This is a genomic window from Flavobacterium sp. C4GT6 (genome assembly GCF_036347315.1).
Classification (GTDB): Bacteria; Bacteroidota; Bacteroidia; order Flavobacteriales; family Flavobacteriaceae; genus Flavobacterium.
Map to the genome: position 1 here is coordinate 1 of NZ_JAZGZU010000020.1, position 10,856 is coordinate 10,856.

General features: G+C 35.0%; 2 protein-coding genes. Both read right to left on the reverse strand.

Going from position 1 to position 10,856, the window contains the following annotated elements; genetic code table 11:
* On the reverse strand, positions 1–10,148 hold a 10,148-nt coding region (locus V3Z67_RS16960; protein ID WP_330444446.1), incomplete at its 3' end, for a thrombospondin type 3 repeat-containing protein.
* Positions 10,149–10,159: 11 nt separating this feature from the next.
* On the reverse strand, positions 10,160–10,855 hold the full coding sequence (locus V3Z67_RS16965) for a hypothetical protein (RefSeq protein ID WP_330444447.1): 696 nt from the start codon (positions 10,853–10,855) through the stop codon (positions 10,160–10,162).
* Position 10,856: the final 1 nt, after the last annotated feature.

Consider the following 10,856-nt stretch of genomic DNA (forward strand, 5'->3'; position numbering starts at 1 on the left):
TGTCCCTGGAAGCCATACCTGTAATCGGTTCCGTTATAGAATCGGTTAGGCATCTGCATTCCGAAAGGATAGTAATCACTATAGGAAACTACATCTGGTGTAAAGCCTGTAGAAGCAACCCCAGAAGTTACCTCTGTCACAACAAAGTTATCAATAGAGAATGTCTGGTATCCATCACTATAGCCTGGCTGCTGAAGAACAATAGTTACTCTATGAGGTGCAGTTTGTACAGATTGTATGGTATAAGTTAGTGTCCCTGATTCATACACATAATGACCACCAAGATTATAACTTGTACTATTTATAACGTAATCATTTCTAACACTCAATAATGGCTGAAAGTTGTCCCTGTTTATATCAATCGATACTTGATACGTTTTCCCTTGCTCTAAAGTAAGTGTTTTACTAGTGCCTTTTATAAAACCGTTCACAGAAACATCTAATTTCCCATTATTATTAACAATTGTAGTTCCAGATCCATATTGTGTCCAGCCGTTATTACCACTGTCAAATGTATCATTAGCTATAGTTTCATTACCTCCTGCTGATGCGTCTAAGAGTTTTCTGTCGGTAATTACACTCAGTACATTACCTAAATGATTTGTAAGCTCATAACGTTTATCTCCTACATAGCGTTGTGCCAGTATTTTTTCTCCTATTGGTTCCGGTGTTCCAACTCCCTGATCATATCCTTCACAAACGTCGCCTATACCATCTCCATCTGCATCTGCCTGATCGGCATTAGCTGTATACATACAGTTATCACAAACATCACCAATACCGTCACCATCACTATCAACCTGATCGGCGTTAGCAACATAAATACAGTTATCACAAGCATCTCCTACTCCGTCACCATCACTGTCCAACTGATCTGGATTTGAAGAAGCACAGTTATCACAAACATCACCTACTCCGTCACCATCACTATCTAACTGATCCGGATTAAAGTGGAACGGACAGTTATCTACATCATCTGTTAAACCATCGGCATCTGTATCCTGACCTGGTGTACCACAATAAGTAGAAGAATATTGAGTGCCATTTGTTAATTGCATTGCTACGCCTCCTGTAGAATATGCATATGGATAAGACGTAAAAGTATCAAACGGGAAGTCAATAACAGGAGTTTCATCGTCTCCTATTTTATATTCAAAATCACACATTTGAGCCCTAAGTCCCGGATCAGGCTGAGGATCGTAATTTACAAAATATTCAACATCTCTTTTACCTAATGAGTGATTTGCTGACGGAGGTGTAGGGTAATGTTTTTTACCTTTTTCCTCTTCACCATCCAATAGTACTACCTCTTCTTTTGTAAACTGGTCATAATCATAAACATTACCGTTAAGAGTAAGTTTTGGCCTATAATTACTACCTACAAGTTTAATCTCTAAATCCATATTCCATTCCCCAGTAGGAATAGCATAATCAAGGGTATATACATCCTGCCTAACATAGTTTCTGTAACTCCATCTCTTACCTTTAAAACCTGCTCTATACCTATTGTACACACGTTGGTACTTTTCAAGAATAACAACAGGTATGAAATTACCATATTCATCTCTTTTAACCTGAAGTTTGGCTGCACTTCTATACCAAACCCTGTTTTGATTTGGGGGGTATACAACTCCCTGTAAATCGGCCACATTTTGTTTGGTCATATTAGGGAAGTTAGCATCATCAATCTTAAAGTTTGAAGTAATTTCAATCTGCCTTGTTTTTTCACCATCCTGATCAAATAAATGTAACTGGGTATTATCTGTCCAGGTAGTATAACTATTTCCTGTAAGGTTTATACCGTATAGGGCTGCTACAGTACTCATGGTAGAGAATGTTTGCATTTCACTACTCATCATACTGGCTGAGGCAAATTGAGTTAGCCCCATTACGCTTTCTTGAGCAAGTTCAATACGGTTTTGTTCTAAACCTATCCTGCTACTTCCATAAATGTTTTGCTCTACTAAATAATATTTAGTTGGCTGGCCACTTTCTGCCACTACCTCATAAACACTCAATACATTACCCTGAGCATCCCTGTTATAGTAAGTAGTAGTTACCCCACTTTCATTTGTGACTGTTTTAGCCAACCTATTACCAAGACCGTCATAAGAGAAGTTAATAATAGTTCCGTCTGTTTTAGTAATACTTTTAACCTTACCATCAACACGCCAGTCAATAGTTAATCCCTCACCATTATCTTTTATCAGTTGTCCAATAGGGTCATACTCATAATTATTACCAACTACCTGATCTTCAATATCTATATCCCCGTCAAATGTAGCACTTGATGTTGCGGTATTCTCCTTAACATAACTCAACTGATTTGTCCCGCTATTATAGAAGTAAGTAAAATAATCCATTTGTTTTACCGTTTGACTTCCAGAGCCGGAAATCGCAGAAATACCATTACGTATTAAACTCGTTAAGTTTCCATTTCTGTCATAATTATAAGTTGCAGAAGGCATACTAACAGATCCTGCTAAAATTGATTCAGGGGAACTTGCGTAGGTATAACCATATGAATTAAACGACTTAATACGGTTTAACTGATCATAACCATATTTACTTTGATTTATTGGAATTGGGTTTTGATTTTGATCTGTAAGCGAGGTAATCATTCCCTTAATATTACCATTAAAAAGACTAGTTCCGGTTTGTGTAGAGTTAGAATTTTTTGTTAAGTAAAATGTGGTATTATCAACAGAATTTGTACTGTTAATTCTAGAAGAATAATCCCCACTATAGTAGTTTAAGGCAAATGATACAGCATCTTTTGCAACAACAAAACCATCCTTTCCAATATCATAACTATTACCTAATACCTCAGAGTTTACTCCTTTTAACCAACCATGTAATGTATACATGTAATCTAGCCCTTGTACTTCCTTATCTCCAATTACTGTACGGGCAAGAGGACCATGTTCATAATATTTATAATTAGCTTCTTTTTCCCATATTATATCATCCTTACTGGTATAAACATCAGTAATCCTATTGTCTTCGTCATAATCATATCTGTGTATAAATTGATCTGGTTTACCTAGTTGATATGTAACTTTATTTACATTACCACTAATAAGGTCATAATCATATTTTACTTTTTTAATATGCTGCTGCATGCTAATAAGAGCATCATCATTTATAATACTAATTAGTTCTTTTACATTACCGTGAACATCATAGTCATAAAAAATACCATTTTGATATTGTTCTTCAACAGTAGAATCTGTTACTTCATCATAATACAACACAGCAGTAACCCTATTTCTGGTATTGTTAGCCGAATAATCAGTAAACATTATACTGGTTGTGCTAAAAGGTTCATCATAAATAGTTCTGGTAACCTCGTTTCTTACACCATTATCATTAAACTCATTTTGAGCAACTGACTGTAAAATTAATTTACCTTCAGTATTTATTGCATATCCGCCTGTAGGAGTAATTTCACCCGCTTCATAAATACGCCCTAAACCATCATAACGTGTATAACTAAATTTATTTACCACATTCTGTTTTGCATTTTGAGAAGCAATTATCCTTCCCAAATAATCATAAGCAAACTTTGTTTCTCCGCCATCCGGAGTTTTTTGCCAAACTAACTGATTAAGAGAATTATACCTATACTCTGTTCTTAATGAATGTGAAGGGTAAACAGCCCCTGTAACATTATCTCTATTTTGATTAATAGTTGTATTTTGAGAAGGAGCAAGCCTTACAGCTCCCTGAGGAGGCACAGTAGAAACTAAATTACCTGCCTGATCATAATAGTATAGCGTATACTGATACTCTTTATCCGGTGCACTTTTACTAAACCCCTCGTCAAGTCCGCCTATAGCTGCCTTTAAGTATCTTTCCTTAAATGCAGCTCTTTGTCCCTGTAAATAAGCTAACCATAATTCACTTGAATATGTCCCGTTTACATTATTTACAAACGTTTCACATGGATCATGTGCCTCTATTCTAATATCCTGAGAAGGGAATATTAATGCAGGCGGACAGGTAGTGCTGTTTTGCATATATATTTCCTCAACATAGCGCAGCCAGCTATAGGTTCCGCCATCTCCAATATAAACTCTGTAATCGTCAATAGCATCCTGTGTGGTTATATTTCCGTAACCTAAAGAAGACATCGCAAATTCAGTTATTGTAATAAAATGAGCATCATCTGTGGTTGTTATATTAAGCTCTTTTATATAATGTTGATAGTCCTCTGATACATATTGAAGATTAGATGAACAGAAATATTCCGGAGAAAAATCTGCATCCAACGTATAACCGCTCACTGAGGCAACAGTATTACTGAATTGTTTCCAGCCATCTGCACAATTTACCACATCAACAGTTTGCGGTATACAAGGATTACAGTCTACACGTACTTCAACAAAACACGGAGTTATATACAAGCACTCCATTGTTCCGTTTCCAACAAAACTACCGCCACTTGTTAATGTACCTTTAAATGTAAAGGCTGAATAATCATTATTAAAAGTAAATTTTGTTATAGTATTAACCTGATTTATATTATAGCCAGGTATATTAAACTTAACATCACAGCCTGAATCAGTAAAAGAAAAACCTAGCTGAGTACCTTCAGAAGTTTCAGAAACATAAAAATTATAGATTCCCGGGGTCTCATCTTCATCTGTTAAATTAACATAAGGTGCTAAAACATTAAGGTTAGCTGAAGAGAAATTCTCTGAAACAGTTCCTGAAGACAGGTACTGTGATCTCAACTCCATAAATAGCAATCTTGTTGCATTAGTAACAGCTGCTCCTTCAACACATTCTATTTTAACACATTCAATTTTTCCTTGTTTAATTGTGACACCCGGAGGTAATATTGTTAAACTTCCAAACTCATCATATCCCTGATATTCACCATGATGTACTTTAATATTAAATGTTGCAGTACCTCCTTGTATGTCAAAAATTTCAAGATCAGAAAAACCTATGGTATTATTAAATAAATTAGTATTACCATTATCATCTAATGTTAGATAAAACTTACATGGATAATTTTTATCAAAAACGAAGTAAATCCCACGTCCAGAACTATCATTTGTACTAAAGTAATTTACAGTTGGATTAGTAGCATCAACAAACGGATCTATATTAGCCATATATGGTTGGAAATCATAAGACTCAGATGGGTCTAAAACATAACGTTTATTCCATAGGAAAGAAACAAGTCCTAAAAACTGTTCTCCTGCACCATACCCTATATTTACTACTTCTTTACAAATACAATCAAAATCAAAAGGTCCTTTTCTGCCACCATTCAATATATTACCTGTTACAGTAACCAGATTATAATTAGGAAGTGCTATGTAAGAAACCTTTATAATTTGTTCTTCAATATTTACAGCTGTAAATTTATATATGTTTGAAGGGTTTAAAGCCTGCTGCATTGTAATTTGAGCAGTATTCCCTCCATTTACAATTATTTGAAAAGCTGTAGAAGAAGAAGCGTTCCAATAAGCCACATAGTTATCATCTTCTAAAACCTCAGGTAATATACTATTCATATATCCATATGGATCTGCCTGAGTTAATGTCCCCACATTAGTATAGCCCAAAGATATATTCTGATTTAATAATTTACTTCCTCCAGGAGCATCATTTAACTTATTCATTAAGCGTAATAGTCCCTTTTCAAACCTTGACAACTTATTACATGGTACTCCTCCTGTCTCTGTTGATGACTGATCTGTCAATACTGTACCACCTGGTACTATTAATGATGGATCATCTTCAAAGCCACAACCCCCAACAGCTACTCTTGAAGACCCCTCAATAATTATTTCCTCAGGGAATTCGCATACTGCAGGAACTCTAATTATAGATGCTACAATTCTAAACCTAAACAAGCCAGAACCCGGATTATAAGATCCTGGGATATAATAAAGATTTTTAAGCTCTGTTATAACAAATTTACCTATTTCGTAATCACTCCATGTTGGTGTTGTACCACAACCTGAATCAGCTATTCCTGCATTTAAAATTGTTAAATTAATAGGGCTTAAACTTCCTATTTTTATTCCTAGTACACCACCGTTTTGACCTCCATAAATAGCTTCTGTTTGCATAATTGTAGGCATTGAGGTCAATCCTGCCTGAGACATATATAAATCAGGTGTAAGGTAAGGGAACTGATTTGCAGGTGTTCCGTTTACTAAAAGCCCGTGATTATTATATGCTGGCTGAACCAAACCATTTAAAAAGTACTCCATATCAAATGCCAACGGACATTTTCCGGTAAGCATATATACACTTGCATCAGCATCATTTATAATATCTTCCTGGTTTTGCCCCTGCCCCATACCATTATTAGAACCATAGTCTGCCGGCATGAAACGCTTAGCTTTTTCTGCATATAAAGAAGCTGTTTGAGGATCACAAATATTTGTTATAGAATCCTGTTCGCCCGTTGTAACAGCAGCGTCAATAGAATTAACTATATCAGAATAGTTACTATATGAAATGAATGTTGTTACAAAATTATCTGTATCCTCAAGCTCTCCTATGCAGCCATTGTATCGGCTTTTAGTAAGCGAATATATTGTAGAATATACTGTTTTTATTTTATGCTTAAGTCCTGTATAATTACTTCTAAACATAACCCATATATTGTTTCTTTGACTTACAGGTAAAGTTTGAATATATGATAAAGCGGAACTAAAGCTTGACGTATTACTGTATAAGTTTTGGAAATCTGAAACACCCATCATACCATTACCGTTAAGCGTAAGGTATATAGCAGACTGAAGCATATTTAAATTAGAACCCTGTATAACTATACCATCATAGTTAGAGTTTAAGGCTTCATCCATTATCGCTGTTCTTTGAGAGCGGTGAGTAGATGATTCAATAGTTCCTTCTATACCACTATATGTAATATTGAAGAAGGGATCTTTTTTATATTGTGACCTTTGTAGTAACTGCATGAATGTTATACCAAGCTGATTATTACTTGCATTCATTATATCTTCAAAAGTTTCAATAGTCTCCAGTTTAGCATCAAAAGAATCTGAAGTTTCTCCAGAGTATGTAGCTTCACAAATTGCTTTTTGATAAACGTAATAGAAATATTCAGGATGATATTTTATTAATGAATTAGCCCATGAAGGCGTCCAGGCATCAATAAAATCTGAAACATTTTCTAGTTGTTCCGGGTTCACAAGGTAGTAACCAGGCAAAATATCTTCTGTTACTGTACCTCCTGATATAGGTGGATCATAAACTCCTTCTGAAATTTTCTGAACTCTTATTTTAGAAGGTTCTCCATATTCATTTAAATAAGGGGTTGCAGGGTGTTTCCAGCTATAATTAGCATCAATATCCTGTACCGGCTCTCCTGTTTCTTCATCATTATATGTGGCAGTAACAACATACCCTCCATAATAAAATGAATTTCCTGAATTAAATATACTTAATGATTTAGGATATACTGTATCATCATCAACATCAGTACCAACAAGACCATATGTAGAACCATACTGGCCATTAATACTCATATCGGCTAAAAGTTGATGTTCAAATGCCTGACAAGGGGCTATAAGCTGCTCGCATAAACCTCTACATCCCTGTAACAACCCATTAAACTCCTGCTCGAAACGATTTTCGTATAAATCAACTTCTAACTGATTTATTTCCTGTCCGGCATTATTAGTATAAGTAAGCTCTGAGCCCGAATATGCAAAAGTAGTATTATCCAATACAATTTTTATATTGGCTAAAACATACCCCTGCTTAGCAATATTAATATAACTCTGTCTTGCCGAAGTATTTCCTAACTGATCTCCGTTAGGATTATTACTTGTATTAATAAGGCTTGTAAAAGCTGATATCTGTGAATCACTAAGGTAAGGTGAAACCAAACTGATTTCGCACTCTGAACAGGTAACATTACAATCTTCAATAGACGCATTAGGACTAAAATTATCCGGATTAACATAACAAGGATTAGAAGGATCACTAATTCTTGCCATGTAATCATCTGCATAAGCTTCTAATGCATCATTATTAACACGAATATCTTTACTAAGTGTATAAGTACCTACCGATAAGGCCTGAGTAATAAAATCGTCTGAAAAACTAAGTTGAGTAACTGTACTGGTATTAGTGTTAACTACACCAGCCTGTCCGCTTAAAGGTGTATTTGTAAACATTTGATTTGCACAGTCATCTAATAAGCTTAAAGACCAGTCAAAAACAAACGGATAATTAATCCCATTTAAACACGACTCTGTATATGCATCCGTATTATGAGACAAAGAGTAACTAAAAGTAAGTGTGCTATTATCATTCTCAACACCTACCTGCATCTCTACCTTAGATCCATCAATACTACCTGAGTTATTACCTGTAGAGTACTTAATATTACTAGTAATTAAATTACTAGTCGTGATTTGATGCAGGCTGCTATTATTTGTATCTGTTAAGGATGATAAATTACTAGGAGAGTTTCCTGCTAAAGCAGTAGCAATGGTTTTGCCTGTTGGGTCAATATAACTTACGCTAACCTGCCCATTTGGATCTACTACCATATTTTTCTTATAGTGAGAATTATATCCAACTGAGTTTCCAAAAAGCCTGTTTAGTTCTTCCTGTTCCGGTAACATGTAAAAATATTGCATATCATGCCCTGACCCTAACTGATGGGCTGCACCTACTCCCCCTTTTCTTCTTATTCTTCCTGTATTATCAGGAGTATATTCTACTTGTGAAAAGGGATAACCGTTTGCATTAGGCACAAAATCCTGAAAAGGACTTGATGCTGATTGCTGAGCGTTTTCTGAATAATATTTTGAAGCCCCTGCTTCATTAGACATGCCTCCTATAAGAGTTGGCTCACAAGATTCATCTGTAACTAAATCCCAATCAAAATCTTTGTGGGTAAAAGGGTCTGAAGCATTATTTTTTGTTAAATCATCATAATATTTTATAGATGACTCAGGTAATGGAGCCGGTAGAACTTCAACTGCCGGCCTTCCCTGATTATCGTAAATTACCTCTCCAACAACCGCCTGCCTGTTTCCGTTATTATTATTATTTATTCTGGTAACCGTTTGCCTGTTCCTTAAAGACCCGTCAAAAAAACTTGCTACCTCTTTCTTCTTACCATTTTCTGCATAAGATGACTGATATTGCCAGTTTTTAATTCCTCCTTCATAATTGGTTCCTATTTTTAATACGTTTGGCCAGTCATTAACTGTGTTTTTATCAGACAATCCGCTAGACCAGGCTCCATAATAATTTTTGGAAATATCATCTAAAAACCTACCTACAGGCCTAACCCTATAAATAAGATATCCTTTAGAAAAAACTAACGGAATTCTATAACTGGTGTTTTTTGTTTCAATTCTTGTAGAATTTATTTCAAAATCCTTTTCTGTAAGTTCTATTTCTGCCTTACTTAGTTCGTCATTAGATGTTCCATAGTTATCGACCCATGTCCACTCTAACTCGTATCCTTCTGCCGGTGCAGCAGGGTATGCATTCCAACTAATTTGTACCTCGTCTTCTCCGTTTGTAGTACCGTTTGATGCTACTACGGTTTCAGTAAAACCGTTATAACTAACTAGCTTTTCGGTTATAGGGGTTACAGTAGTGTTCTTGAGGTTATAATACCTGTCTGTCATAAACTTTAGCTGTACGTATACAGCCGGAGAAGTAACCGTGATTACCTGTCCGCCAGCATTTTTATAAACAGGTGCCGAAGCTACTTTTACACTTGCCTTATGCACTCCGGGCAATTTATAAACAGCCAAGTCATTAAACTGTTGCAAATCATTAACATAATCATGCATAATCTCCATATTTACATCATATGGAGTAAGAGCTCCGGTAGCACTATAGGGAGTTATGGTTAATGTTATAGAGGCAGAATAAATCTGGCTATGCACAGTAGGAGTTGCTGAATCATCAGACAAACCAAAATAAACATATACACCAGAATCTACAGATATAAAATCACCACTATTAAGATTACTATAAAGTGGATCTACAATAATTGGTAAAGTATAGTTAGCTGTAAGTGAACCTGCCGGAACTGCATCATTAGAATGTACTTCCTGCTTTTGACTATAGCAAAAATGGCTAAAGACAATAAATAATACCGTTAATATAAACTTTCTGTTTAACATATATTTATATTTTATTTTAATCTTTGATCTATTAGTTGATAATTACTATAGCCGGCAGATAAGTTTATATTTCCACCTTTAACTACGAAAATTTTAGAAGTATCAAATTGCTTTGCCGAGATTGCATTTCGATTAACATCTTTAAAAGTTATCTCCAGTCTGGGATAACTTAGATCGTTGTTTTTATAATCCTCAGAAAAATTCATCGCGGTATTATAATAAAACACCTGTTTTTTTAACAAGTAATTTTTACCTATATGGAGTATTACTTTAGAGTATGGCAGCCCCGAAAAGTTTTTAGGTAAAAGTTCAACCTCCCAATGTGTTTTCAAATCTTTAAACTCACCTATTGAGAGTACTTTTAAAAACTCTTTTATATCAAACTCCTGCTGCATAGCAGTTGTAGAGGATATCAAAATAGCTTTCTCAGAATGACTTATCTGGGCAGTTACTTTTTTGGTAATAAAATATTCTGTCTGGTCTATTTTCACATACGTATCTTCTGATTCGTTTTTATAATACTCACCTGTATAAGACTGATTAACATTCTTTGTGTTATAATCCTTATACAAATTGTAAGTTGCATGGTATTGCAGAGGTTTTTTTAAAGAATATTCTGCAATGACTTTGTTGATTACTTCATCTTTAGTTTGTGAAAACAAACTGAGCTGAAGCATCAGTAGTAAGGTGCTTAAAATATATTTCATA

Bases quoted from the DNA above. Each gene is read 5' to 3' on its own strand.
- V3Z67_RS16965 (WP_330444447.1), bottom strand. From the start codon at position 10,855: ATGAAATATATTTTAAGCACCTTACTACTGATGCTTCAGCTCAGTTTG.